Source organism: Verrucomicrobiota bacterium (assembly GCA_037139415.1).
Taxonomy (GTDB): Bacteria; Verrucomicrobiota; Verrucomicrobiia; order Limisphaerales; family Fontisphaeraceae; genus JBAXGN01.
Genome location: JBAXGN010000007.1, coordinates 1 through 26,651 on the forward strand (window position 1 = coordinate 1; position 26,651 = coordinate 26,651).

General features: G+C 56.3%; 16 protein-coding genes. 11 read left to right on the forward strand and 5 right to left on the reverse strand.

Features of this window, described 5'->3' with window-relative positions; all coding sequences use genetic code 11:
- Positions 1–77: 77 nt before the first annotated feature.
- The 9 genes from WCO56_02280 (at position 78) to WCO56_02320 (ending at position 13,701) form a co-directional block, all read left to right on the forward strand.
- Positions 78–1,793, forward strand: coding sequence for a DUF262 domain-containing HNH endonuclease family protein (locus tag WCO56_02280; GenBank protein MEI7728363.1), 1,716 nt, complete (start codon positions 78–80; stop codon positions 1,791–1,793).
- Between the two features lie 98 nt (positions 1,794–1,891).
- A complete protein-coding gene (locus WCO56_02285; GenBank protein MEI7728364.1) occupies positions 1,892–2,140 on the forward strand; it encodes a hypothetical protein in 249 nt (82 codons plus the stop codon).
- Position 2,141: 1 nt separating this feature from the next.
- Complete coding sequence (locus WCO56_02290; GenBank protein MEI7728365.1) at positions 2,142–2,963, forward strand: GIY-YIG nuclease family protein; 822 nt, start codon at positions 2,142–2,144, stop codon at positions 2,961–2,963.
- Between the two features lie 1,824 nt (positions 2,964–4,787).
- Positions 4,788–6,011 (forward strand): hypothetical protein, encoded by a 1,224-nt coding sequence (locus WCO56_02295; protein ID MEI7728366.1) that lies wholly within the window; start codon positions 4,788–4,790, stop codon positions 6,009–6,011.
- Positions 6,012–6,016: 5 nt separating this feature from the next.
- Positions 6,017–7,579, forward strand: coding sequence for an FAD-dependent oxidoreductase (locus WCO56_02300; GenBank protein MEI7728367.1), 1,563 nt, complete (start codon positions 6,017–6,019; stop codon positions 7,577–7,579).
- Entirely contained in the window at positions 7,576–8,493 is a 918-nt protein-coding gene (locus tag WCO56_02305; protein ID MEI7728368.1) for a sugar phosphate isomerase/epimerase, read from the forward strand. Before WCO56_02300 ends, WCO56_02305 begins: the two co-directional genes overlap by 4 nt.
- Positions 8,494–8,542: 49 nt before the next feature.
- Entirely contained in the window at positions 8,543–9,979 is a 1,437-nt protein-coding gene (locus tag WCO56_02310; GenBank protein ID MEI7728369.1) for an FAD-dependent oxidoreductase, read from the forward strand.
- Positions 9,976–13,110 (forward strand): LamG-like jellyroll fold domain-containing protein, encoded by a 3,135-nt coding sequence (locus WCO56_02315; protein MEI7728370.1) that lies wholly within the window; start codon positions 9,976–9,978, stop codon positions 13,108–13,110. Before WCO56_02310 ends, WCO56_02315 begins: the two co-directional genes overlap by 4 nt.
- A 261-nt stretch (positions 13,111–13,371) precedes the next feature.
- Entirely contained in the window at positions 13,372–13,701 is a 330-nt protein-coding gene (locus WCO56_02320) for a pyrimidine/purine nucleoside phosphorylase (GenBank protein MEI7728371.1), read from the forward strand.
- 52 nt (positions 13,702–13,753) lie between these two features.
- Here the strand turns inward: WCO56_02320 and WCO56_02325 are convergent, their stop codons facing one another.
- A complete protein-coding gene (locus tag WCO56_02325; GenBank protein MEI7728372.1) occupies positions 13,754–14,773 on the reverse strand; it encodes a hypothetical protein in 1,020 nt (339 codons plus the stop codon).
- Positions 14,774–14,857: 84 nt separating this feature from the next.
- Between WCO56_02325 and WCO56_02330 the strand changes: the two genes are divergently transcribed.
- Complete coding sequence (locus WCO56_02330) at positions 14,858–16,519, forward strand: tetratricopeptide repeat protein (GenBank protein ID MEI7728373.1); 1,662 nt, start codon at positions 14,858–14,860, stop codon at positions 16,517–16,519.
- A 69-nt stretch (positions 16,520–16,588) separates the two neighbouring features.
- Positions 16,589–17,233, forward strand: a complete 645-nt coding sequence (locus tag WCO56_02335; GenBank protein MEI7728374.1) for a CvpA family protein — start codon at positions 16,589–16,591, stop codon at positions 17,231–17,233.
- 88 nt (positions 17,234–17,321) lie between these two features.
- Here the strand turns inward: WCO56_02335 and smc are convergent, their stop codons facing one another.
- The 4 genes from smc to WCO56_02355 form a co-directional block, all read right to left on the reverse strand.
- A complete protein-coding gene (gene smc / locus WCO56_02340) occupies positions 17,322–21,095 on the reverse strand; it encodes a chromosome segregation protein SMC (GenBank protein MEI7728375.1) in 3,774 nt (1,257 codons plus the stop codon).
- Between the two features lie 413 nt (positions 21,096–21,508).
- Complete coding sequence (locus tag WCO56_02345) at positions 21,509–23,296, reverse strand: peptide ABC transporter substrate-binding protein (GenBank protein ID MEI7728376.1); 1,788 nt, start codon at positions 23,294–23,296, stop codon at positions 21,509–21,511.
- A gap of 33 nt (positions 23,297–23,329) precedes the next feature.
- Positions 23,330–25,666, reverse strand: coding sequence for a glycoside hydrolase (locus WCO56_02350; GenBank protein MEI7728377.1), 2,337 nt, complete (start codon positions 25,664–25,666; stop codon positions 23,330–23,332).
- Positions 25,667–26,004: 338 nt separating this feature from the next.
- Positions 26,005–26,421 (reverse strand): hypothetical protein, encoded by a 417-nt coding sequence (locus tag WCO56_02355; protein MEI7728378.1) that lies wholly within the window; start codon positions 26,419–26,421, stop codon positions 26,005–26,007.
- Positions 26,422–26,651: the final 230 nt, after the last annotated feature.

Consider the following 26,651-nt stretch of genomic DNA (forward strand, 5'->3'; position numbering starts at 1 on the left):
GAAATTGACAGAGCACGGCGAAAAAGGCAACTTTTATTTGCGGATAAGCACTTAGCCCACCAGACCGAGTTTTTCGCATTCCACCTTACCAACGTGCCTATGCGTGGGAAACGACAAAGGATCGAAAGCAGGTCTGCCAATTCCTCGATGACCTGAAGGAGCACCCGCAAGCAGGAGGTGAGCGAAAAAGCTATTTTCTCGGGCATTTTCTATTCGAGCGGGAACAAACTGAAGGAAACGAATACTTTGTCATTGATGGCCAGCAGCGCTTGACGACAGTGGTTATCTTTTTTCACTGCCTATCCATCGAATTGGCCATTCGTAAGCAGGCAGGCGAAGACTTGCCAATAGCCATAGGTGGGGAGGTAGAATCCGACTCATTACGGCAGACATACGTGATGGACGCGAACCAACGTCGGAAATTACAGACGGTGGACTACGATGACGATTTGATGAGGTCATTCATTCTGCACGGCACCTCTCACACACAGCCTAAAACCCACTCTGGCTTGCGACTTAAAGAGGCCATGGAGTACATGGCGAAACGGATGCATGAGGAAAAATCCACAGCCGAGTTGATACGCTGGATGGAACTGGTTAATAGTGCAGTGGTGACAACTTTCGAGGTGCGCAGCAAGGAGCAAGCAACGCAAATATTTGCGTTCCAGAATGATCGTGGCAAGGATTTAACCAACTTGGAAAAACTAAAAGCTTATCTGATGCATGTCGTCTATGTCCACAGCCCATTGACTATCCAGAAAGAGTCTATAAGAGACTTGGAAAGAAAATTTTCGGACATCTACCGGTTGACTGAAGAGATTAATTCGCTTAAGGAAGATCAAGTACTTGCGCACCATCTGATCGCTTTCCTGCCTGGGGGGGAAAACCCGGTGAACGTGCTGAAAAAGGAACTAAAATCAAAGGATGTTGGGCTGAAAAGGGTAGAGTGGATACGCATTTTTTGTACCAACTTGGTCCAATCCTTTCAAAGCGTGACGAAGATCGAAACCCTTAAGGATGGGGGCACCCACCATGAGCGACTTATTGGTGATGTGCTGTACTTAAATGCGCCTGCTTCTTGGCCGCTGTTGCTGAAGCTGATGCATTTCCACGAGCATGAGCTGTCACGACTGATGCCGCTGTTGCGCCTAGTGGAAATCACACTCTTCAAACTTCAGTTTATGAAAGGCAAGTCCACCAACAAGCTTCCGAATATCGCCAACCAATATCAGTCAGCAAATCTGGCGGCGCTCGAACAGGAGCTAAAAAACGTATCTCAGCGTGGATTCCAGCACTATTGGGATTTCAACGGTGAGTTCCGACGCTTTCTCGAAGGCTCCGACCATTACGACAATAAAATAAAATATTTGCTTTGGAAGTATGAGAATAAGCGTCGAGCAGAGAACCGTGATCCACACCTCTCTTTGCGGCAGTATGAAAATGACGTTCCAGGCCAAAGCCTTGATGCTTCAATTGACCACGTCATGCCGCAAAACCCAGAGGGACGCGTGCATTCAGAGGCATTTAAAAAGGACTATATTCACAATCTTGGTAATCTCGTTTTGATGACCAAAGGACGCAATTCGAGCCTACGGAACAAAATGCCAATTGAAAAGGCTGCCGACCTTAGAGCGACAACTTATATTTCTCAGCAAGACGTTGCAAACACGATTCTCGATCAAAAGGCCTGGGGTGAGAATGAAATCTCCTCACGGAAGCGGCTGATTGTTGATTTTGCGTTACAATATTGGCAGGTGAGCTCCGAAGCTCCTGCACAGACGACGCAACCATGAGCCCCACAGGCAAAAAAGAACCCGAAATATGGAATTGAGTTCTTGCAATGTTCCGTGAAGTTCCGACTAAGCCATTCAAATAACAACAATATCAAACTATGAACTACTACTGTAAATACTGTGGCTCCAAAGCCTCCAGCATCAATAGCTTAACCGTTAATACCTGTCCACGCCATCCAAGTGAACCCAACAGGGGTAAGCACGTTTTATATGAGGGCGATGAAAAAGCCAAATATGAGTGCAAATATTGCGGCACCAGCGCGTCCAGTATTTTGAGCCTAACCGTTAACAACTGCTCGCGCCACCCGCTTGGCGCAAATAAAGGCAAGCACGAGCCAGCAATGTAACATGAGTACACCAATCAAACTGACAGACATTTTTCAGATTCCTGAACCGACCCAGTATAAGCTACATCTTGCCTGCGCCAATCAGGAAGGCACACATCCATTGAACGAATATGTAGCCGACCGGGCGAATTGGATTGCGTGGAACGAGTGGCGGGGCGACAAAAATGATTGGACGCGCCGGTATATCTTCTCGTTCATGGAATTTTATCCGATCCGTGACGCTTATCTTTTTGGTGGTGTTTTTGAGGTCAAGGAACGGCTGCCAGATCGCTACGTCATCTCAGAAATCGAAGCTTATAAAAAGTGGGAAGGGCGGTTAATCTGCCGGTTTTTCCGCTATCAAGGTCTGCGCGGCAGAGCGTTTTATTTGGAGGGATTACTTGATTCATTTGAAGTGCTCCAGCTCCTTCCGGAAAGATACGATGGAGAGCGGTTTTGTGGGTACGAATCCATCAACCATTCATTTTCTACACTGCGTCCCATTCTTTTCCGTGAGAACCAGGATTGGAAAGCAGCCCTGATGGCTGTCAAAGGTGTATATCTGATTATGGATACGACCAATGGCAAAACCTATGTGGGTTCCGCCTACGGTGATGCCGGTATTTGGTCAAGGTTATGCGGTTACGTTAGTACAGGGCACGGGTGGAACGATGAGCTTGTTCGGACGATTAACGAAAAAGGAATTCCCTACGCGCTGGCCAATTTCAAATTTTCCATTCTTGAGGTCTTCGCCTTCAATGCGTCCGACGAAGTCATCCTTGAGAGAGAAGCTCATTGGAAGAATGTGATGCTTTCACGGCAGTTCGGATATAATAAGAACTAACTCTACGACACGGCCATGAGTAACAGGGCACATGACGACAATGAAGAAATCAAATTAGAACCTGGCTCCATAGATGGGTTTATCAAGGCCGCCAGGGAAGTTTTTGTCGTGCCAGTGGGAGAGTGAAAACAGCAACAAAATGGGAAGCCGATCATGCAGAAAAATGGGAACCCAATTGCTTTTGCAGAAAATTGTCACGGAACGCAACCGGCGTCTGGATGATGGATTTCAGGTCGCAAATGCATTTCGCGTTTTTCGCATGTTTAGCGGTTTAATTCCCCACCCCGTTCCAAGTCCTGACTCCGACTTCTATTTTTCTGCAAAATTTTGAGTTTTCATTCCGCATTCCGCATTCCGAAATCCGCATTGAATTGTTTTCCTCCCGGCGGCAACCACCTTGCTGAAATCCCTGCTACGCTCGCCTCCATGAATGACATGAGTATTGTCTGCCCGCTGATCACGCGAACTCGCGCGAATCACTCTCATTTCCCCATGCGTCCCATCGGTACCTGCCCGTTTGCGGTCTTTTGCGGATTCCAACTCCTGACTCCCAGCTTCTATCTTCTGGCTGTAATTTTTTTGTCAGTAAATTATTCTGCGAAAGGTTTCGCCCTTCGGACTTACTCATCCTGTCCATCCTGTCCATCCTGTTCATCCTGTCCATCCTGTTCATCCTGTCCATCCTGTTCATCCTGTCCATCCTGTTCATCCTGTCTTCATCATTTTACCATGTCCGATTTCCCATCCGTGGCATCCGTGCAATCCGTGGTCAAAGAATTGTGTGGAAAAATTCTTTTCATCACAAAAACATCACAGTTTGTGATGAAAAACCTGCGCATCACAATTTTTTCACAATTCCGGCTTCGGATTTCGGCCCCTTCGGATTTATCATGGCGTCCTAGTTTTATCCTAGTTTTGGATCGGGATAACCAGTCAGCCATCCCATTGTTCCCATAGGTCCCATTTGGCAAAAAGATAAGCTGGCATAAAAATGGAAAACCGATTTTGCAGAAAAACAGACCGACAGAAAAATGAGAACCCAATTGCTTTTGCAGAAAATTTTTACAAAACGCAACCGGCGTCTGGATGATGGATTTCAGGTCGCAAATACATTTCGCGTTTTTCGCATGTTTAGCGGTTTAATTCCCTATCCCGTTCTAACTCTTGACTTTGATTTTCTGACAGTGATTTTTATGCCCATCTATGTTTCTGCAAAATTTGGAGTCCTGCGGTAATCCCAAAGCTACACCAATCTCCCCAAAACACACAGCGTCACATCGCTCACATTGGTGAAATTTTGGTGCAGTTTTTCAGAAGGGACTCGCCATATTTTATTTGTTCAAAGCTGGTTTTTTGATTTGCTTTTGCGCGGGCGCGGTTATCTTTTCCCGCAGCGAGACGAGAAAAAACTATGCTGATGCATTTCCCAGTTGGCGGATTAACTGCCGCGTTGCTGGTCATCCTCCAGACGCAGCTTATTGCTGCCGATCAGGACTTGCGGTCGCGCAGGCCCGCTCACGAGGGTGGCGGCGCGGATGCAATAAAAGGGAAGGGGTTACGGATTATGCGGGCATCAGCGCTGCCCTGCGGGAGATTCATTTCCACGGTGATGCCATCATCGAACTGGCCCACGAGCGGGATTTCAAACCCACCCGTCCGTCCCCTGCGGGAGAGTCTGAAGATCAGCCGCGAGTTTGTGCGCAACACCTTATGCGATGCTTTAACATGCAAAACCAAGTCATGAACCTAACCATCAACCGAATCATGGTGAGTACACTGGCGGTTATTTCACAGGCTGCCGTCGCTGCCGTACCCCAACAAGCAATGCCCTTCCCCTATGAACAACGCGTTGCGACTGTCACCGGCATCAACGACTGTGTCGCTTTCTGGGACTTCGTAAAACGCGAACCGGATGGCGCACATCGCTTCCTTGCCCATGTGCCAAAAGGCGCAACCAACGACTACGCTCTCGATGCCGCAAATTACGTCAAGGATCTCTGGGGTGAGGGCGACGAAGCCACTTACGCGGACTTCCCGCTGCTCGGGCGCGGGCCATTCGGACAGGCCATCCGCATCCGCAAAGAGAAGGCCACCACCTTCCGGCCATATCTATTTGTGCCACGCTCCCGACTTCACGATTCGCCGCTCGATATCAAGGGACCTGGCAAGTCTGTGACCGTCGTCGTTTGGGCCATCCGGGAGAGCGGTAATCACGCGCTCGCCGGCATCTGGCATGAGGGCACCGATTTGAAGCAACAGGAGACCGCAAGCATCCAAAAGGTCGAACGCGGACAACGGCAATACGCACTCTTTGCCGGACTGAACAAGGAAGGCTCCGCCTGCGGTCACGTCTCCGAAAACGGTGCCAGCTCCTTCCTGAATAAATATGCCCTCCACAAATGCAACTCTGCCGACGTCTCCCCCGTCGTGCCGGCGGATTCGCCCGCAGAGATACTCGATACCGCATGGCAGTGCTTTGCCATGACCTTTGATCACGAGCGCCACGAGATCACTGGTTGGCTGAACGGCCATTCAGGCGAGCGCTGGCTGGAGAACCCGAAGAGCGACAAACTGATCTCCTATGCTTACAACGCCTGGTTGCAGGGGTACCTGCATCGTGAACCCGGCGCGCCGGCAGGCAAGGACCCGAACTTTCCCAAAGACCAGTTCTACAACCCGCCGGAGGAAACTCCGGTTTTGGTAAAGGTCCTCAGTGAAACTGCGGACCAGCAGGTAGAATTGCGGGAATACCGTTACACAAAAGTGAAGGTGACACTGCGCAAAGAAACGAATGGCCAGTTTACGATTGCCGCGCGGGATCTTGTGGCCCTGAGCCTGAATCCCTGGTGGTATCCGCACGGCATTTACATGCCGAAGGACGCAACCAGCGGAGGCCCGTTCACCATTGGGCGCGTCATCCACAGCTCTCGCAGCGTCGGCTTCACCGGCTGGATCGGCGGTGTCGCCGTGTTTAATCGGGCACTGAACGCAGGTGAACTCAAGCGTTTGTCGGATGTGCGGCAATGGAAACCAATCCCGCAAAACTGATAACGATGAATCTCGTTTTCAAACACATCCTCGCAGGCATGCTGCTGGCATGGGTGGGTAGTCATTGGGTCGCAGGTGCGGACCCAAAAGCAGTTGAACGGCGTTGTGAACTGGCGGTCATCGGCGGTGGCAGCGGTGGTTTCGGCGCCGCCCTGGCTGCCGCCCGTGCTGGGGTAGATGTGGTGCTGGTGGAGCGCGGTGATTGTCTGGGCGGCAACTCCGTGCGTGGCGGGGTGAACGGTTGGGAACCCGGTGCCGGTGGCACCGGGTTTCCGTTTGAATTGTACCGCCGTCTCAAAGCCCAAACCAATGCCATCGGCATCTATTCCTTTGGCCGACACCTGAGCACCTTTGATCCAAACCGGGAACCATACCGGTTTCCAGGTGGCGAAAACCTCATTGATCCATCCCGCCACTACCTGGATACCTTGGTGCGGGCGGCGGGCCGCAATCTGTCTGCCGCTCAAGCCAAAACCTTTAGACAAGAACGCTTGCATGGCCTGCCTTTCGACCCGGATGCCATGGCCAACACCATGCTCGCCATGCTCCGCGAAACCGGCAAATGCCGGGTTTTGCTCAATACCACTTTTCTCAGCGCGAAGGCCCAGGATGGAATAATCAAATCCGTGCGTTTATCCAATGGCGACACCCTCGTAGCCGATTATTTTGTGGACGCCACAGGCGACGGCAATGTCTGCCTGGCGGTCGGCTGCGAATCCATGTCTGGGCAGGAAGCCCGTGATCAGTTCAACGAACCGGATGCACCACCCAACGCTAGTGCGCGCGTCAACGGAGTTACCCTCATCTACCGCGTATCCCCAACCAATGTCCCGGCAATTGAATCATTGCCCACCAGCGTCCTCACCAATTGTTGGTGGGCCAAAACCTTTCCGGTTGCGGTGTTCACGCACTATCCCAATGGGGATCTGAACGTCAACATGCTGCCGACCATGGACGGACTCGAATTCATAAAGCTGGGCTACCGTGACGCCATGGAGGAGTGCCGCAAGCGCACGCTGGCCCACTGGTATAACCTGCAAACCCGTTACGCCGAATTCCGTGGCTACCATTTGGTGTGGACCGCCCCGGCTCTGGGCATCCGTGAATCCCGACGCGTCGTGGGTGAGTATGTCCTGACCGAGCACGATTTATTGGCCGGCATTAGCGGCCAAAAACACCCGGATATTATCTGCCTGGCCGACCATGCCATGGACACGCACGGCAGCCATTCCCGCAGCACCGGGGAACTGACCGAACCGTATGGCGTGCCATACCGCTGTATCATCCCCAAGGGCCAACGCAATCTGCTGATTGCCTGCCGCGCGGCCAGTTTTAGTTCGCTCGCCGCATCGAGCTGCCGGTTGTCGCGCACCATGATGCAACTGGGACAAGCCGCAGGAACCGCCGTGGCGGTGGCCAGGGAGCTGAAGGTGGATTTGCCGGACGTGCCTCCGGAACGGCTGCGGACGGCATTACGCCAACAGCACGTTCAACTGGAGCATCCGATGCCGGATGAACTGCGCAGGTATTTAACCAACGATGATGGATTCCAAGTTTTTTCCCCATGAAAACCAACCGACGTGAATTTCTGTGGACTACCGCAACTGCCGCTGTGGCTGGCTTTGGGCTGACTGCCTGCTCCACGCCCGGAAAGCCGGCAGCACGAAAAATTGTCGTGGGGGCGCACCCGTGGGTGTATGCGGCCACCCAACCGGGCTATGACCTCACGCCCGTGTTGCCGCAAATTTTTACCGATATGAGCTATGCCGACATGGACGGCATCGAACTCATGCATACGGCCTTGCGCCCTGATACGGCGGTGGAACACATCGGCGAGTTATCGCGGCAACATAGGCTTCCCGTTATCGGTTCCTCCTTCAGCGGCGCGATGTGGGACCGTCAGCAACATGCAGCCGTCATGGCGGACGCTGAACTCGTCATCCCGCGCCTGGCCAAGCTCGGTGGGCGCACACTGGGCATCTCGGTTGGCCCGATCAAATGGGGGAACAAAGCCCGCAAAACGACGGAACAACTCGACGCCCAAGCGGAGCTGCTCCGCAAAATCATAACCCTCTGCGCCCAGCACGGCATCGTGCCCAATCTGCACAACCACACCTACGAGGTCGAAAATGAGTTGCACGATTTGAAGGGCACGCTGACCCGTTTGCCCGGGACAAAGCTGGGCCCGGACCTCAACTGGCTGGAGCGTGGCGGAGTGGACCCGGCCACCTTCCTCCGGCAATATGGCTCGCAGATTGTCTTCCTCCATCTGCGCGACCAGAAGAAGGACGGACGCTGGTCGGAGGCGCTGGGTGAGGGGGATATGGATTATGCGGGCATCAGCGCTGCCTTGCGGGAGATTCATTTCCGCGGTGATGCCATCATCGAACTGGCCCATGAGCGGGATTTTAAACCCACCCGTCCCCTGCGGGAGAGTCTGAAGATCAGCCGCGAGTTTGTGCGAAACACTTTGGGGTACTGAGCATCTATTGAGCATCTATTGAACTGTACGAACCAGTCATCGAATAACTATGAAACGCAGGGACTTTTTGAAACTGGGCAGTGCCACCGCCACTGTGGGGCTCGGCGGCGCATGGGCACAAGGCACGGATGCGTCAGCAGCGAAACCTGGATGCATTTCCCAACCCGCCCGCGAAATTCCCGTGCTTGCCGAAGCCGACGTGGTCATCTGCGGCGGCGGCACGGCTGGCATTTCCTCAGCGTGCTGCGCGGCGCGGCACGGGGCCAAGGTCATCCTATTGGAGCGCTGGCCCAGCGTCGGCGGCATGGCCACCAACGCGCTCGTCAACATCTGGCATACCAGCGACCGCCAGAAACAGGTCATTCACGGATTCGTGCAGGAGGCGATTGATCGCGGCGGGCGTTTCGTTCGTCGCATGGCCGACTTCCCCAGACGCCCCGAGACGCACGAATTCGATTCCACCGGCATGCGCGTCGTGTTTCACCGCATGCTCAAGGATGCCGGGGTGCGCACCTTCTGCAATCTCCCGGCCGTGGAATCTATCCGCGATAGGGATAGGCTCTCCGCCGTGCTGGTGGACACCAAGACCGGGCGCAAAGCCGTGCGTGCCAAAATCTTCATTGACGCTACGGGCGACGGCGACATTGCCGCCAACGCCGGTGCACCGTTTGACTATGGCCGCACCAGTGATGGCGGAGTGCAGGGCATGACCATGATGTACCGCCTGCGCGGGTTGGATAGCGCCACCATCAAGGCTCACTCCAAAGATGCCGAACGGGTTTTCGCCCTGATGAAAAAATTGCGGGACGAAGGTAAGTTCCCGCAGTTCCTCGAATCGGCAGCCCGCTCCTATTTGATCAGCCCACGCGATCCCATCGTCTCTTATAACATGTGCCCCGTGGCGGGAAACCCGTTGGACGAAGAAGAACTGACCCGGCTTTCCCAACAGGCCCGCGAACAGGTCTATCAATACGTGGATCTCTGGCGGGCGGAAATGCCCGGTTTTGAAAAAGTCGAAGTGGAGCAAATGGGCCACAGCTTGGGTATCCGCGAATCCCGCCGTATTCGCGGCCTCAAGACGTTGAATGCACAGATGGTCGTCAAGGCGGTCAAACAGGCCGATGCCATCGGACACGGTTTCTGGATGATTGATATTCACGATCCGAAGGGCACGGGCCACACGACGTGGGTGGATCAGAAGGCGGAAATGATGCCACCCGTCGGTGATAGTTATCACATTCCACTGGGCATGTGCCTGAATCCGCAGATACTCAACCTCGCCGTGGTTGGTCGGTGCGCCTCCGCCACGCATGAAGCTCATGCCTCCGTCCGCTTGCAAAGCCACTGCATGGTCATGGGTCAGGGCATCGGCACCTGCGCCGCGCTCGCGCTCAATGCCGGCGTGGACATGGGAAAGTTCGGCGTCCAGAAACTTCAGACTCAATTACGCAAAGACGGCGTCTATCTGGAAAACTTACCATCATGAAACTAACAAGCCCAACAATTTTCGTAGGCGCACTGGCGATCATCGCCCTCAACACCCTATTACTGGCTGCCGATCCGGAACTACTGCTGCGCTGGCCGGCCCATGAGGGAACCGGCGCGGTGGTACAAGACACCTCCGGTAATGGCCTAGACGGACGTTCCACCGCTGGCTGGGTTGGCGAGGGCGGCATCAAGGCGCTTTTCTTCGATGGCCAATCCAAATCCGTGGTGCGCGTTCAGGTGCCCGCCGGCAAATATTTGGGCGCCGGCGACTGGTCCTTTATGGCCTGGCTGCGTCCCGAAGTGCTCGGCTTTCCCGGCAAACAGGATCAGCGGCGCATCTTTAATTACGGCAAATATCCGGATGCCTCGGTCAACTTCGATCTCACTGGCCAAGGCGCCTTGAGCTGGTATCTCGTGTACAAGGATGCCAACGGCAAGAGCGTGTCGGCCGGTGGCGGTTCGGTGCCCCGCTTCAAGCCCAGGACCTGGCTGCACACGGCCCTGGTGGTGGATCGCCGCAACGCGCGGGTGACCGTTTACCTGAACGGACGCGAGTCGGGCCAAGGTCCGCTGCCCCAAGGCTGGGCGGCAAATTTCAACCTGGGCAACGAACTCATGATCGGTTCGGGCTGGCAGAATTTCCACGGTGCCATGGCCGATGTGGCTGTATGGCGACGCACCCTTGGTGAGGCCGAGATTAAATCGCTATTCCGCACCCAGAGCCCCGCTTACGGTGTCAAACTGGGCGATGGCATGACCGCCGAGGAAGTCCTGGGCGACCTGGCGGAATTGGGCAACGATGCCATGGCACAGAAGAAAACGGCTGAGGCGCGGACTGCGTTTGACAAGCTACTGACCACCCCCGGTGTGCCACCCGGTTGGGCGGCGTGGGCTGAGTTGCGGATCGCCCAGGCTCACCGGTTGGATCGCAACGATGCGGCCGCCAAGGCGGTTTACCAGCATATCCAGGGCCAGTCGGCGTATCTGGCACACCATCGCCAGGAAGCCGCCGAGCTGCAGCAGGAAATGGAGCGCACTGCCAAAGGGTTACCCGCCCGCGATGTCATGGCCACGCGCACGGTGCTGCCGGTGATTGACCACTATGCAGCGGAAGTCTGGATCGCTCCGGATGGTAACGATGCCTATCGTGGTCAAGCGACCAAACCGGTCGCCACGCTCAACCGGGCGCAGGCGTTGGTGCGCGAACTGCGGCGCACGGTTACCGGCCCCGTCGCCGTCATCTTCAAGAACGGTGAATACCAGTTACACGAGGGGCTGAAGTTGACCGCTGAGGATTCCGGTGCCCCGACTGCCCCCGTCGTTTGGAAAGCCGCTGAGAGCGGTAAGGTGGTGCTTTATGGCGGCATGCGGTTGAAAGGATTTGCTCCGGTGGCGGATGCCTCCGTAGTGGCGCGCCTGGATCCAAAAGCCCGGGGTAATGTCATGGTCTGCGACCTCAAGCAGCTTGGCCTTACGGATTATGGCAGGCTGGCCGTGCGCGGCTACAGCCAACCGCCATCTCCGCCCACCGTCGAGCTATTCGTCAACGGCGAACCGCAGACTCTCGCCCGCTGGCCCAACGACGGTTTTGTGGATGCCGGCAAACTCATCGAGCCCGGCAATAAAACCAATGGCACCCCATCCGTGTTTGAATATCTGGATGACCGCCATGCCCGGTGGACCAATGCCGAAGATGCCTGGCTGTTTGGCTATTGGCGTTATCTCTGGGCGGATGCCACGCTCAAAATCGGCAAGCTCGATACCGCCAGCAAGCGTATCACCTCCGCCCAGCCCTATTGGATGAGCCATAACGGCATGGACACCAAGCAGGGCATCAAGTATTACGCATTTAATTTGCTGGAAGAGTTGGACCGTCCCGGCGAATGGTATTTGGACCGCAGCCAAGGCCTGCTTTACCTCTGGCCCACTGGCGATCCGTCTCGCCAGACCATTGAGTTGGGCGTCCTGTCCTCGCCCTTTATGACGCTCACCAAAACCGCGCATGTGCGGTTTGAAGGCCTCGTCTGCGATCTCGGGCGCTTTGATGGCATCCAGATTTCCGGCGGTGAAAATGTGCAGTTGGTCGGTTGCGTGGTGCGGCGCATGGCCGGGAGTGGCATAACGATTTCCGGTGGCACCCGGCACACGCTGCTGGGTTGCGACATCCATCATCTCGGTCGCGCCGCCACCACGTTGAAAGGCGGCAACCGGGCCACGTTGGAGCGGGCGGACTTCCTCATTGAGAATTGTCACCTGCACCATTTCGGCCGCATTGACCGCACCTACACCCCGGCCATCCAGGCCGAAGGCGTCGGCATGCGTTTTGCGCATAACCTCATGCACGATTGCCCCAGTTCGGCCATCCGCGTGGACGGCAACGACGTGCTCATGGAATACAATGACGTCCATAGCGTCCTGCGCGAATCCGACGATCAGGGCGGCATGGAAACCTTCGGCAACCCTTCCTTTCGCGGCCTGGTCTTCCGCTATAACCGTTTTGAAAACGTCGGCAACGGTTCCACCATGGTCAATGGTCAATCCGCCATCCGCTTTGATGACGTGATCAGCGGCATGCTGGTCTATGGCAACCTGTTTATCCGCTCAGCGAACGGCCATTTTGGTGCCCTCCAGATCAACGGCGGCCGGGATGACATCATGGATAACAACCTGTTCGTGGACTGCAAACTGGGCATCAGCGGTCGCTATTGGAAGAACCATAAGCACTGGACGGCGTCCGAGCAGGGAGTCACGCGCGATGTGTTCCGCACGCCCCTCTATCTCCAGCGTTACCCGGAAATTGCGAACATGTTCGATGGCAACGGCCGCAACTTCGCCTGGCGGATGGCCTTGATTGACTGCGGCACACCGATTGTCCAAAAGGCGTTCTTCGACATCCTTGCCCTGCGCAGTTGGACTTCCAAAGATCCGGGCATCGCCGAACTCGCCAAGCGCCAATGGAATCTTGCCGCCGATAGCGAACTCGTGTTGCGCCTCGGACTCCGCCCGATCCCCCTGGCCGAAATCGGGCTTTACGCGGATCGCACCCGTGCCAGTTGGCCGGTAATCACCACGCCGGTTGAAGTGCCCGATTGGCGCGAAGCGGTAAAACCGCGTCCCTGGCCGGAATAAGCCAATCAAGATATCCTGTATATTTTAAAAACTGTTCCAGGAAAATAACGGATGATTTTCCAGTTGCAGAATGACGGTGTTTCACCCAATACTAGGGCGAATGGTTACGGTGACAGAGCCGCGCACATACAGCGTGTGCGTGTGCTTACAGCCGTAAAGTAATGTGATTAAACTTTAGTTAAAGACAAATGCTGTGCTAATGCAGAGTCGAGGGGTAAAGTCTTCGCTCTTGGCATGTGTGAATACGAATTGAAACCTGATATGGCAACCATACCCGTACAATTTTCCAATGTCACCGCCGTGGCCAAAGCCAATGTTTATTTCGATGGCAAGGTCGTCAGCCACACCATCCTGTTTCCGGACCAAACCAAGAAGACTCTTGGCCTGATTTATCCAGGCAAATACCACTTTGGCACGGACAAGGCCGAGCGCATGGAAATTGTGGCGGGCGCGGGTCAAGTGAAACTTGATGGCCAACCAGGCGTCAACGAGTATTCCGGCGGCACCGCGTTTGAAGTGCCGGCTAAATCAGGCTTCGATATTGAGGTGAAGACCGGTATCTGTGAGTATATTTGTTCCTTCCTCAATTAAGGAAGGTTCGGTTGCGTATTCGGGCTATGCACGAGGTTTTGATTCCGCGAGCTTAAGGTGTCACCAGCTCGACTTTGATGTGGTTGAGGTTCGTGGTGCCCAACTGCATCAGGCTGGCGTTGGGGTAGATGTCGAATTGCACGGTGGAGTTCTTCATGCCCATGCGGCCCCTCTGGCGGCCCAGTTCCTGCAATGATAACGTGTCGAGGGCGACGGCGTCCCGGCTGAAGCGCAGTTGGTTCAGGACGGTGGAGTAATGCAGCAGGCTCTGGTTTTCGCCCAGGTACTGGCAGAGTAGCGCGTCGGTGATATGCAGCACCACCCGATCATACAATGCTTCAATGCCAAATATTTCCGGTACCGGATCAGCCAATAATGTGCGTTCTTGTTCAAAACGGATGGTGTTATCCATGCTGCCCATGGCCAGGCTGAACAGGTGTCCGGTCACGCCTGCTTCGTAGTGGTTCACCAGCGGGGCGATGCTGATGATCTTGGTTAACTCATGGGTGACCAATTTGGTCATGAATGATTTACGCCCCACCGGCTCGGGCTTGCCGAATTCGAGGTCACCCCACACCGGTTTGCCGGTCACCGCATTTTCGTAAAACACCTTTTCGTCATAGCCGCTTTCCAACGCGCCGGCAGCGCGCACCCCGAGCGTTTCGGCCAGGGTGACAAAACCGGCGCGCCGGAGGTCTTCACCACGTTTGTCCCAAATCACGATTTGAGCGGGCTTGAGCCCGGCAGAGATCAGGCTGCGGACGACAGCGGAAACCACGGCGGGGCGCGTGCCGCTCGTCGGGCCAGGGGCGGTATAGACCTTGATCCCAACCACGTCTTGAGTGGTAAAAAGGCTGCGCCAAGCCACTGCTGGCGTTGCCAGCCCGGTTAACTTGGTAATGCCGCGCGCGACCATGGCATCCACCACGGCAGGTTGCGGGTTAAATGTCTGCGTTGCGCGTTGGTCCTGGACGACCACCACGCGCGCAAGCGCATTCGATCCTTCAGCCGCAGTTATTTTGGCCGGACGTGCCTCGGGAGTGGTTCCGGCGTTCGCCGAAAACCAAGCCATCCAGACTATGACCAACCGGGCCAAGGACATTATTTGTTGTGCGTTTCTTGACACTTCAGGGCGCGGATGTTACCACCAACACCGATGCTGACCACAAAAAAACGGGTCGGAAAGCCGGAATTGTTATTCCTGCTTTTGGCCATGCTGTTGGGCCTCGGTGGATGCACTCCGCCAGGGCCGCGCGCGCTGCTGGATGGAGAACAGTTGATTCAATCCGAAAAATACGGCGAGGCGATTGAACAATTGCGCAAAGCCACCGCCTTGATGCCCAACCATGCGCAGGCATGGAACCACCTTGGGCTGGCCTACCACAAGGCGAACCTGCCACGCGAGGCAGGTGAATCGTACCGCAAAGCACTGGCGGTGACCGGTGGGAACCTTGCGCCCGCCCGCTACAATCTGGGCTGTTTGTTGCTTGAACAGAATCGTGCCGCCGATGCGGCCAACGAGTTCACCACCTATACGTTGTTGCAACCCAAGTCCACGGATGGTTGGTTGATGCTGGGCACGGCCCATTGTCGTGCCCGGCGCGGGGATGAAGCCGAAAAGGCGTTCAAGCAGGCGGCATTGCTGAACCCGAAACTGGCTGCCGCCTGGAATGGCATGGGCATGGCGACCATGTTCCAACGCAACAAAGTCCGGGAGGCGAATAATTATTTCACCACCGCCCTCCAGATACAGCCGGATTACCGGCCCGCGCTGCTTAACCTTGCGGTTGTGCAGCATGTTTATCTCAGCAATCGCGTGGCGGCGCTGCCCTATTATCAGCGTTACCTTGCGGCCAGTGGCCCGCGTCCTTATGATTATGATGTCGTTGCCGGCGTCATTCGGCAAATCGAACATGAAATGGCCCCGCCGCCGCCCAAGCCGCTGGTGACCAACAGCCCACCCCCCACCATATCTGTGGGCAAGCCAACGCCGACCAATTCCATCCCGGTCACGACCGTTTCAACGAATCGCCCTTCCGCGCTTCCAGTCCGTGAAGTTGCCAAGACCAATGCGGTGGTGCTATTTTCTCCTCCCCCTCCCGTGGTCGTTCGCCCGACAGCGAATGTGGACCTCCAGCCAATGCCACCTGCCAAGCCGCCTGAGCCGGTGGTTCGCGTTGTTACTCCGCCGTCCTCGCCAGTTAAACCTGAAGCAGCCAAGCCCTCCGTGACTGATCTGGTTGACGTGCCCGCCAAAAACAATACTGCCGCCATGGTCGAGCCAGCGCGGATGGAAACACCCGGTGTAAAGCGCTATACGTATCAGCGTCCCACTAAACCGGTGGCGGGGGATCGAAAATCAGCGCTAACGTTCTTTTCTGCTGGCATCAAGGCGCACCGGGACAAGCGCTGGACCGAGGCGCTCCAGGGCTATGAGGCAGCCATTCGGGCTGATCCCGTTTTGTATGAGGCGCACTATAATGCCGGTTTGGTGGCGATCGAATTGAGTGATTTACCCCGCGCTTTTCTCGCGTTTGAAACCGCGCTGGCGCTTAATGCAGACGCGGCGGAGGCGCGAGCCAGCCTCGCTTCAGCGTTGCAACAAGGTGGATTTTTTGCGGATGCCGCCGAGGAGCTGGAGCGCGCACTTCAGGCTAACCTGCTGGATACGCGCGCCCGCTTGCAAGTGGCTAATTTATACGCCCAGCATTTGGGGCGACCCGCCAAGGCGCGGGAGCATTACTTGGAACTTCTGAAGCAGGAACCACAGCATCCTCAAAGTCCGGCTATCCGCCATTGGTTGATGCAAAATCAATAGCCAGATCGGCTTGCGGATTCGCGTTTCTCGGGTACCTTTAGCCATGGTTATTAAGTACGGTGAAACGGTATGAATTTGGACGAAATCTCGGGTAATTGGTTTGATGTGGTCGTCGTGCTGGTCATGTTGGCGGGACTGTGGCGTGGCTATAAGCGCGGATTGTCTGAGGAGATGCTTGGCATTTTGCCTTGGCTGGCTGGCGTGATGATGGGTGGTAAATACTATGGAGTTATGGCAGATTTATTGGCTCCTGCCACGCGTCAGCGTGCCGTCTATAACAGCATTCTTGGGTATCTCATCATCCTGATTCTCATTTTACTGGGGTTTGCCTTGATTAAAAAGGTGGTGGGACAAAAGCCGGTAAGTAGTGAATTGTTCGGACGCTCGGAGCATCTTTTGGGAATGCTGTCCGGCCTGACGCGATACTTGTGCATCGTGGTGGCGGTGCTGGCAATTTTGAATGCGATTGTGTATTCACCCCAAGAGATTGCCGCCCAGCGGGTGGATGAGAATGCTCCGTCGGGAAGTCCGGCTTTGCCTGGCTTTGCGGTCGTGCATTACCAAATCATGCAGGAATCCGCAATCGTCCTGTTTATGCAACAACACTTGAGCACCTTGTTGATCACTCCGGTAACTACCGCCGAGGCGCCCAAGCGTGACAATCTGCGCAAACGAGTTGAAAAAGAACTCAATCGGGTGATTGAGAATAAATAAAACCGGTGTAAGGCCGACATCGGATTCTGTACCGCCCACCCCGATTGGTCGGGGGGAGCTTTCTGTGATCAGCCGAGATGATGCCGTCTTACTTCACCATCACCACTTCCATGGTCTCTTGCTTGGGTTTTACCGTGTCTTCATTGGTCACCGCTGGGACTGACACCGGTTTTTCCAACGGTTCGCTCTTGGGATCGGTGGTCTGATCACTGGCCTTGTGGAACTTGACGCTGACGATCTTGCTGACGCCCTGCTCCTGCATCGTGACCCCGTACAGCACATCCGCCATGCCGATGGTGCGTTTGTTGTGGGTGATGATGATGAATTGCGACAGGGTCAGGAACCGCTGCAACACCCGGATGAAACGATTGATGTTGGATTCGTCCAGCGGCGCGTCCAACTCGTCCAGCACGCAGAAGGGGCTCGGCTTCACCTGGTAGATCGAGAATAGCAGCGCCACCGCGGTCATGGTTTGCTCACCGCCAGAGAGAAGTGAAATGCTTTGCAGTTGCTTGCCAGGCGGGCGCGCCACAATGTCAATGCCGCTTTCCAACACATCGTTCTCGTCCACCAGAATGAGATCCGCCTTGCCGCCATTGAACACCTCGACGAACAGATTGCGGAAATTTTCGCGAATCTTGTTGAAGGTTTCCACGAACATTTCCTTGGTCTGGGTGTTGATGCGGTTGATCACATCCGCCAGTTGCTCTTTGGCTTTCACCAAGTCCTCATGCTGGGTGCTGAGGAATTTGTAGCGCTGCTCGGTTTCCTCGTACTCCTCGATGGCGACCAGGTTGACGGGGCCCATCTCATCCAGCCGCTGTTGGAGGGACGTCACTTGCTCGGCCACCGCATTCCAATCGGTGCCCGCACCAGAGGCTGACATCTGTTCTGGAGTCAAGGTTTCCACTTTGGCCGGGCCTTCATCCGCATAGGTGATGGTGATGCATTCGCTTTGGATGCTGTCGAGGGCTATCTGGTATTTCTGCTGGATGCGTTCGCGCAGATTCTGCACGGCCATTTCTTTCTGGGCCAGTTCCACGTCAATGGTGCTGCGATGCTGCTGCACATCCGCAAGCCGTTTACGTTCCCCGCGCAAATCTTCCTCCCGGCGCATGACATCCGTTTCCCGTTCGCTCTTTTGCGCCATTAACTGGGCCGCTTGGGCGTTGACCACTTCCCGCTCATGCTGCAGGCGGTCAATTTGGCGGCGCGAATCCTCATTTTCCGCATCGGCCTGCGCCTTGCGGTTGACGAATTCGCCCATTTCGGACTGCCGTTGTCCTGACAATTGCTTCATTTCCCGGATCCGCTGCTCCAACGGCCCGCGCTGTCTGCCCAGCGACGCGCACAACTGTTCCTCGGCGGCCAACGCTACTTTGGATTCCATGACTGCCGCCGTGGCTGCGTCACGCTGTTGCCGCAACGTCTCCAAACCGTTGTTCAATTCCGCCACCTGCGCTTGCAGCGACTGCTCGCGCTCTTCCATCGTCTGTAATTGCGTCGCCAGATTGGTGCGCTTCTGCATACCTTCCTGCTCCTGCGCGGCCAGGCTCTGAATCTCGTACATCACCGTCTCGACCTTTTGGTTGAGCACGCGATGCGAATTATGCAGGGCATTGATTTCGCCCTGATGGGTGGCCACGGATACCTCTTGTGCGCGCAGTTCGGTTTGCGCCTGCTGCAGACCCGCCTGCAGCGCGGTTTGCTCCGCCTGGAGGGCACCCTTGCTTCGGCTTGTCTCGTTGCTCTGCTCCTGCAGGAGCGCCAGGCTGCTCTTCAATTCGGCAATCTGGTTTTTGCGGCCTAGGATTGAGGATGGTCCTTTGCCCGCACCGTTGGTGTAGCCACCAGTGAAAACACCGTGGCGGCTCAATAATTCGCCGGTGGCGGTGACGAAATCAAACCGGCCATGGCAATCACGCCAGGCCTGGGTGGCCGTTGCCAAATCCGGCACGATGCGCGTCTGTCCCAGAAGTCCTTGCAACAGCGGTTTGACGATGTCATCCGCCTCGATGACACTGATGGCGGCGCGGCCCGGCTGGTCCCCCGCCAATGCCTCGGCATCCATTGTCCCGATGGCGGTGTGCAACGCGAGTGCCGCGATGCTGGCCTTGCCGCGCTTGTTGTTGCGCAGGTCGTCCAGAATCTGGTGTGCGGACTCCGGGTGCTCGGTCAACACCAGTTGCAGATGGTGGCCCAAGGCGGATTCCACGGCGACCACATGTTCATTGGGCACGCGCACGTGATCCACCAGCGAGCCCAGTACAGCGGCAGATTGCTTCAAGGCCGCCTGCGCGCCGGCCCCAAAGCCTTCGTGCGAATCTTCCAATTGTTCCAATACATGGAGTTTGGAGCGTTGTTCCGCCTGCTGGCGCAGCACGCTATCCAAATCCTGTACGATCAAAATCATTTCCTGCTGGATTTCTTTGAGCCGTTGCAGACGTTCCTCCACGGTGCCACGCTGGGTGAGGACATTTTGCCGTTCCTGTTCCATGTTGGCGGCAAATTGTGCCAACCGCTGTTCCAGCCGCACCCGCTCCTCTTCCAGTTGGATTTTTTCGGCGGAAAGCTTTTCCAATCGCACGGTGTTACCCTGTTTTTGCAGGTCCAGTGCGTTGAGTTCGTTGCGTACACGCGAAAGCTGTTGGGCGGCACTGAAGGCATCGGTCTGCGCCTGGCGCAGCGATTCCAGTCGCTCACGCAATTCACTCTCGACATCGGTCAATGCGGCGCGCCGCTCTTCAACGGCGTTGCGGTACTGATCCACCGCCACTTCCGAAAGAGCCAACCGCTCGCTCACCGCCGTCAGTTCCTGTTCTGCGGCCAGCGTTCGTTCCTCCGCCTGGGCAATGTCACCCATCGCCTTGGAGTTTTGCGATTCCAATTCGCGCAGCCGTTCCTGATTGAACTGGATCCGGCTTTCATGCCGTTCGGATTGCCCTTTGAGTTCAAGTCCCTTCTGCTGGGCCTGGCTGATTTCGTGTTCGAGTTCGGATAATCGTTCGCGCAACTGGGTCAGTTCGGACTCCCGCCGCAGTAATCCTTCCGAACAAACCTCGATTTCCACGCGCAATTTCTCCGCCGTTTCCCGGCGCTCGCGAATCTCCGTCTGCAATACATCAAACTGGTGGCGTGCCAGTTGGGTGTCCAGATGCTGCAATTCCATCATCAACTGTTTATATCGGCGCGCCTTGCCCGCCTGACGTTGCAGGGAGCCAATCTGGCGTTTGACTTCCTTGATGAGGTCTTCGACCCGCAACAGGTTCTGATCGGTGGCTTCCAGCTTGCGCAAGCACTCCTTCTTCTGCGACTTGAACTTGGTGATGCCGGCGGCCTCTTCAAACACCAACCGCCGATCTTCCGGCTTGCTGGACAATATCTGGGTGATATTGCCTTGGGCCATGATGCTGTAACTCGCCCGGCCCATCCCGGTGCCCATGAAAAGCTGTTGAATGTCCTTAAGCCGGCAGAGGGTGCGGTTAATGAAATATTCGCTGCTTCCATCGCGGAATACCCGGCGGGTGACCGTGACCTCATTATAGGCCACTTCAATTCCGGCAGCCTTCAAATGCGCTTCTTCGCAACCGCCGATGGTAAGCGACACCTCAGCCATACCCAACGGTTTGCGACCGTCCGTGCCGTTAAAAATAACGTCGGCCATCTCACCGCCACGCAAGGCTTTGGCTGATTGCTCGCCTAATACCCAACGGATTGAGTCCGACACATTGGACTTGCCACACCCATTGGGGCCGACAATCGCGGTCACTCCGGGCTGGAAGTTCATCGTGGTCTTGTCCGCAAAGGACTTGAACCCCAATACTGTCAAATTCTTCAGGTACATGTTACGTGCAGAAAACATAACCGAAGAACTGTATGCCGTAAAGTGAAAACCACAACATTTTGTGGTTAGTTATTCACAATCATACTACTAATTGGGTATAACTTCTGATTGACACTGGTAATTTGAATAGTCTAAACGGAACAAATTACCCTCCCAATCATGCTACTCAGAAGCTCCTTTTTCGAGCGGGGATTAACTGAATCTGAATGGTCTATGGAAAATGGAAGGTTCTATTAAAAATACGTAAAATCCATCAATACCCGCAAAGCAGGTGCCGACTCCGGTTCCTCAAGAGGTCATCCAGCGTTGTTCCCTGCTTGAAAGTCAGCGAATAGCAGAGAACGCATGGGCGGGATACCCGTCGGGCGGTTCACGCCTTCGTTACCACGTCTTCCCGTGCTTTGATCTGCAGCGGGCCAACTTGGTTCTGTTCAGGGCCGGGCCAGCGGACGGGTGTTCCAAATGGCCGCGATCGGGTGCTCGTCAATGACGTTGAAGTAAATGCCCTGGATGCGCTGGGGGTCGAAGAAGGTGATGCCCTTGTAGAAGTAGAGCGGGATGATGGGCGGTTCGGTCTCCACCAGCAGGGTTTCGGCCTGCCGCATCAGGGCGGCGCGGCGCTCGCGATTGACTTCCAGGTTGGCCTGGTGAACCAGTTCATCGTAGCGCGCATTCTTCCAGCCCGTGCGGTTATTGCCGTTCTGGCTGAGGAAACAATCCAGGAAGGTGTTCACGTCGTTGTAATCGCCCACCCAGCTTGCCCGGCAAAGGTCGTAGTTGAGTTTGTCCTGTTCCGCCAGGTACACCTTGAACTCCGTCTGCCGGATTTCCACCAGCACGCCGAGTTCGCGCCGCCACATTTCCTTCAGTTCGATGGCGATTTGCTCGTGCTGGCGCGAGGTGTTGATGAGATACGTGAGCGTCGGCAACCCTTTGCCGCCCGGGTATCCGGCGGCCGCCAGCAACTGCCGGGCGCGGGCGGGATCAAACCCCAAGCCGGTGGGCGGGGTGTAATTGCGCGTGCTGGTGGGCGTGAATGACGTGGCAATGGTTTCGCCGCCGCGCGTGATCTTATCCACGATGGTGCGCTTATCCACCGCCAGCGCCAAGGCTTGCCGGACGCGCACATCTTTGAGCGGACCCTGCGTGACGTTCATCCGCACAAAGTAACTTCCGAGGTAATCAAAGGCGTGGTAATACGGTTTTGGGCGCAAGGCATCGAGCAGCTCGGAGGGGATCAAGCCTTTATCCCAGATAATATCCGCCTGGCCGGAGATGAACAGGTTCAGCGCAGTGGTCGGGGATTCCACCGGCAGGATGTCCACCGTCTCGCTGCGGGTGTTGGCGGCATCCCAGTAGCGCGGATTCTTGCGCAGGCGGATGCGGTCGTGAATGCGCCAGTACTCCAACAGATAGGGGCCGCTCACGGGGACGGGCGGGCGCATCAGCCATTGGTCGCCATACTTCTCGATGGCTTGACGCGGCACGACGGCCAGCGGACGGTAAGCGCAGAGGTCCAGAAAGAAGGCGGCCGGGCAGGTCAATTCGACGCGCACGGTGCGCGCATCCACGGCCTGAATGCCCAGGCGGCTGGCGTCTTTGATTTTACCGGAAATGATTTCTTCCGCATTCTTCACCTGATACAGCGAGCTGGAATAACCGGCGCCGTTGACCGGATCGGCCAGTCGCCGCCAGGAATAGACGACATCCGCAGCGGTGATCGGCTCGCCGGTGGACCACACGAGGTTCGAGCGCAGATGAAACGTATAGGTGCGGCCATCCGGGGTGATCTCCCAGCGCTCGGCTAATCCGGGAATCGGATCGCCGGTCTTGGGATCGTAACGGGTCAGGCCATCGAACAGCGCGCCAATCACCCGGCCATCGGGTTGCGCAGTGAACAGAGCGGGATCGAGCGATTCCGGCTCCGCGCCGTTCAGGATGATCAGGTCCGCTCGAGGAGCACGGGAACCGCAAGCGGTGAGCAGGAGGACGGCCAGGACTGCGAGTAAGGCAATAGACTTGGTAGCCGCCGAGGTAAGGAGGCGGACCAGCTTGGAATAAATCTGAAGCCCGAAATCCGAAGTCCGAAAGAAGCCCGAAAATCGAAAGCCGAAACCGAACCCGGTTGGAGATTTCAACGCCTTACTTCCAATTCCCGACTCCTGTCCCGCGCCACCCTTTCGGCATTCGGCATTCGGATTTCTTTCGGTATTCGGCATTCGGTATTCGGATTTCATGTCCCGCCCGCGGCGTTACTCCTTCACGCGGAAACCCATTGCCTTCACCACTTCGCCGCCGGGCAGGGTGTATGGCGTGTTGCCGAAGTTCACCGTGACGACCGTCCCGTTGGCGAAGGCGGTCTGTTGCACGGCGCGGTCTTGGGTGAGGAACCGGTGATCCGTCATCTCCTGGTAGCCAATCTTGCGGATGGTGGGGCAGGTGTTTTGATAACTCTGCACGAACCGCGCTCGGTTCTGTTCGTAGTACCGTTTGTCGAACATGAACATGGGCGGCACGCCGTAGAGGATGTTGAACAAATCACGCTTATCCCACAGCGCGGGCAGTTTGTTGTTGTAATCGCCCCAGTACCAGTACGAGACGACGCAGTCGTGATACACCAGCTCCCAAAGCGGCAGGCGATAGTCATGCCCGAGCTGGAACTTGGCCACGTTGGGGGGCACATTGGTCCAGATGACCTGCATCTTGCGGCCCGAATCCGGCACGCGGTACGGCCCGAGGCTCATCATGCCCTCAAAGAAATGGAGATACGGCACCGACGCATCATGGCCCGTTTCGCAACCGGTCACCAGCTTGCTGTCCTCCGAGACATACCGCAGCAGCGCCATCTTGGCCTGTTTGCTTTCGGTGCGGGTCATGGGATGGTCCGGGTGGTAGCATTCATGCCACGGGGCGGCGGTGGTGGTGTCAATGAAGCGCCCGTGGTACGGATGCGTGGCCAGTTCCGCCGGCATGCGCTCGCGCGCGTACGGCAGCGCCTGCTTGTCGCAGATCACGCCGCAGGAAATCATGGTGCCATCCCTGGCCTCCACGCCCCAGCCGGGGATCCAGCGGCCATTGCGGTCCAGGATGATGTCCTTCGGCCAGGCGTTGGTGGTCCAATCGCTGTGAATATATCGCAGCCGCGGGAAATTGGTGGCGGCCATCACATCCTGGTATATGTCGTAGCGGCTGGTCAGCACATCCAGCGCGTTCAACGCCTTCAGATTCTCCGCCGATTGCCGGTTGCTCCAGAGTATGCGGTCCATCCCGGCCGCCTTCATGTCGCGGACGATGGACAGGGAATCCTTGTCCCAGCACCAGACATTCACCGCGCCAATCAACTGATCCACGTTGGGATTAAACTGCCGCTTTTCCGCCAGCGTCTTGAGCAGCCCGGTCTGCTTCGCATGAGCGCGGTAGCGCTTGGCCATGGCCACATGCCCGCCTTGGTCAAAGAAAACGTAGCGCAACTTGCGCGTGTAACCGAACTGTTGCCGCTGCGGATCCCATTGCGGCACGATGGCGAGCCGGCCCTCCACCCGTTCGATGCGGATCGTCACATCATCCTGCGATTCCAGGATGGCCATCTGCCCGCGCACGCCATCGGTCACGCCGTAGAATCCCATGCAGATGCCGTGCCCGCCGTAGGCGATCAGGCTCATCGGCTGGATGGTGGGATCATCCACCGGATAAGAAATCCCCTCATTCATGGGCACCACCAGGTAATCCCCCGGCTGACCGGCGAAGGGATGCGGGAAACGCAACGTGCTGGTCATCTCCCCTTGTGCCGCCAGTTCCACCGTCAATTCCGGGCGCGCTCCATTCAACTGCATCGTGGCGCTGATATCGAGTCCCGTGCCGCCATGATACAGACTGCACAGCAACCGCCCGTCTTTCACGGCCGCCGTCTTCAGGATGCAATCGGTGGCAAACGGTCGCTGCGTCCAGGTCCGGCCCGCCTTGCGGTCGAGCACGCTGAGCGTTGCATTCGTGGTGTTGAACGAAACCTCCAGGGCCGCGTTGCGCAGCGTCAATTCTCCCGGCAGGTTCGCCGGACGCAACGCCAGCAGGTTGCCTTTGCCCGTCACCGCATAATCGTCCACCTGCAATTCCACTTTCCCATGGCCGATCAGGCGCGGCTGCATCCGCGCGACATTGGCGGGGATGACGATCCGGGTTTTCACTAACTGCCACTCGGGTGTTTTGGCGGCGCGGCGTTCCCCGGCGGACCACGCGACATTCTTGCCCGCCGCATCCCACATGGCGGCGCACAGCCTGGCCTCACCCTCGCTGGTCATCCGCACCCAGCATTCCAGATCAATGAGGTCGCCGGGCTTGACGGCCCCGTTGAACGTCGGTTCCAGGCTCCAATCCTCCAAGCCGGTGTGCTGCAGCCGCAGCGCGGATTGTCCGCTGTGGAAGTTCTTGGAATCCAGTTGCACGGAGATGCCGCCGGAAGTGCGCGACCAAGCCCGCCAACCGTTCATTCCAGACTCAAACCCGCCATTGACGACCATCTGCGCCTGCGTGCCAGCCGTCTGAAGGAATAATGCCAGGACAGCCGAGTGCCAAAGTGTGCCAATTTTCATAACATGATTCATTGTGTAACCGGCCCCCATTAAATCACCCGGCAGCCTTTGGGAAAGATAAATGTGGCAAACTTGCAATGCCAACATTCGGTTCCAATAGCTTCTTCCTCGCAACCCCAGGCTCCGTTGCCGAAATCCTTGCAGGATTTCCTGAACCGGTTTCGGACAATCCAGTATGGATTGTGTCACCGGAGGCCAAGGTTGAATCGGCAAGGGAAATAGGGGCCGATTCTACCTTGGTTACGCCGACTACCGTGATCGGGCAACCCCGAAGGCGGTTGCGGCAATGAATGCGGCGGGACTGGAGACCGCTCCCCGGTATTGGCTAAAGCGCTTGGTTAGCGCAAACGCTTATCCTCATCTATCCTTGGCTCCACCACAGTGCCGTCCATCAACACGATCACGTGGAGAGTTGGCGGAACTCCACTGAATTCGTCCATCTGCACGAAATGAATAACATAATACCAGTGCAGACTATCGCCGGCATCCACCAACGTGATGCTCCCGCGCTTCCAACCCTTCGTATCTGAGATGAGCTTCCGAAACTTGGCTGTCGCTAACTGATCTGCCCTGCGGGGCGCTAAAGGCGGTGAGTCGGCGTCCGCTTTCCAGATAGGCGTTTTGAGCACACGTTCGCCAGTCACCTCGAAACCAAACCTTTTGCCGAGCGCATAGCTGTGCATCGTGCTCGAAGTGAACACATCCGCGTAAAGCACGGCTGTGAACATCAGGATGGTAATGATGAAAGTACGCATAGATCGCTAATATTACTCTTGAACGAACCTATCGTTCGTGGTTTCCGGTAGCCAGTTGATTATCGTGCTGTCGACCATCCCCAAAAAGGCCCCGCTGGTCAATTGCAAAACGGCATTGCGCAGAGGTGTGATGAATTGATTCGGGCTTTCTTTCTGGCACCTCTTCAAGGTGCAGTTGGGTTTATTGGGCGCGGTACCGGAGGTCATGCCCCGTTCCCCTCATGACGCTC

Bases quoted from the DNA above. Each gene is read 5' to 3' on its own strand.
- WCO56_02310 (MEI7728369.1), top strand. From the start codon at position 8,543: ATGAAACGCAGGGACTTTTTGAAACTGGGCAGTGCCACCGCCACTGTG.
- WCO56_02315 (MEI7728370.1), top strand. From the start codon at position 9,976: ATGAAACTAACAAGCCCAACAATTTTCGTAGGCGCACTGGCGATCATC.
- WCO56_02305 (MEI7728368.1), top strand. From the start codon at position 7,576: ATGAAAACCAACCGACGTGAATTTCTGTGGACTACCGCAACTGCCGCT.
- WCO56_02325 (MEI7728372.1), bottom strand. From the start codon at position 14,773: ATGGCTTGGTTTTCGGCGAACGCCGGAACCACTCCCGAGGCACGTCCG.
- smc (MEI7728375.1), bottom strand. From the start codon at position 21,095: ATGTTTTCTGCACGTAACATGTACCTGAAGAATTTGACAGTATTGGGG.
- WCO56_02345 (MEI7728376.1), bottom strand. From the start codon at position 23,296: ATGCCGAATACCGAAAGAAATCCGAATGCCGAATGCCGAAAGGGTGGC.
- WCO56_02300 (MEI7728367.1), top strand. From the start codon at position 6,017: ATGAATCTCGTTTTCAAACACATCCTCGCAGGCATGCTGCTGGCATGG.
- WCO56_02320 (MEI7728371.1), top strand. From the start codon at position 13,372: ATGGCAACCATACCCGTACAATTTTCCAATGTCACCGCCGTGGCCAAA.
- WCO56_02290 (MEI7728365.1), top strand. From the start codon at position 2,142: ATGAGTACACCAATCAAACTGACAGACATTTTTCAGATTCCTGAACCG.
- WCO56_02355 (MEI7728378.1), bottom strand. From the start codon at position 26,421: ATGCGTACTTTCATCATTACCATCCTGATGTTCACAGCCGTGCTTTAC.
- WCO56_02295 (MEI7728366.1), top strand. From the start codon at position 4,788: ATGCCCTTCCCCTATGAACAACGCGTTGCGACTGTCACCGGCATCAAC.
- WCO56_02350 (MEI7728377.1), bottom strand. From the start codon at position 25,666: ATGAAAATTGGCACACTTTGGCACTCGGCTGTCCTGGCATTATTCCTT.
- WCO56_02330 (MEI7728373.1), top strand. From the start codon at position 14,858: ATGCTGACCACAAAAAAACGGGTCGGAAAGCCGGAATTGTTATTCCTG.
- WCO56_02285 (MEI7728364.1), top strand. From the start codon at position 1,892: ATGAACTACTACTGTAAATACTGTGGCTCCAAAGCCTCCAGCATCAAT.
- WCO56_02335 (MEI7728374.1), top strand. From the start codon at position 16,589: ATGAATTTGGACGAAATCTCGGGTAATTGGTTTGATGTGGTCGTCGTG.